The following is a 622-nucleotide window of genomic DNA, read 5'->3' as shown; positions in this document are numbered from 1 at the left end:
ACGCGCTCTCCAGGCTCACCGACGCCGGGCTTGTCACTCGACGGAAGGACGGCAAGTGGCGGAAATATCGTCCAACTCCTCGTGCCACTGCGGCGCTCGTCGCACTCGACGGTTCCCGGCAACTGTGAACCGCTCACTGTCGAGCCTCGATCAGCTATTGAGTGGACTATTGTCTATGGAAGCCGACATACAAACGGTCAAGTAAGCCATGGAAAGTCAGAGTGGTATGGAAGAACCCACGAGAAAGCTCGGGTTCGTGTGCGTACAGAACGCGGGGCGGAGTCAGATGTCCGCAGCGTTCGCCGAGCGCGAACGCGACGAACGAAATCTCGGAGATCACGTTGCGGTCGTTACTGGTGGTACGCATCCCGCCGACAGCGTCCACGACGAAGTCGTCGCCGTCATGGATGAGGTCGGCATCGACGTGTCCAACCGGACGCCACGAGAGGTATCGACGGAAACGCTGGAGTCGTGCGACGTCGTTGCAACGATGGGGTGTTCGACGCTCGAACTCGACGCAGAACGAGTCGAGATTCGTGATTGGAACCTCGATGACCCCCACGGTCAAGACATCGAACGTGTCCGGGAGATTCGCGATGAGGTCGAGACGCGAGTCCAAGAC

General features: G+C 59.5%; 2 protein-coding genes. Both read left to right on the top strand.

Annotated elements, in window-relative coordinates:
* On the top strand, window positions 1-128 hold a 128-nt coding region (locus AUR66_RS22865; RefSeq protein ID WP_231727937.1), incomplete at its 5' end, for a helix-turn-helix domain-containing protein.
* 98 nt (window positions 129-226) lie between these two features.
* Window positions 227-622, top strand: a 396-nt coding sequence (locus tag AUR66_RS16295) for a low molecular weight phosphatase family protein (RefSeq protein WP_058573276.1), incomplete at its 3' end; no start/stop codon positions are given.

Origin of the sequence: Haloferax profundi, assembly GCF_001469865.1 — an archaeon.
In the GTDB taxonomy this organism is placed as follows: domain Archaea; phylum Halobacteriota; class Halobacteria; order Halobacteriales; family Haloferacaceae; genus Haloferax; species Haloferax profundi.
This window is presented reverse-complemented; position numbering and strand designations above follow the sequence as displayed.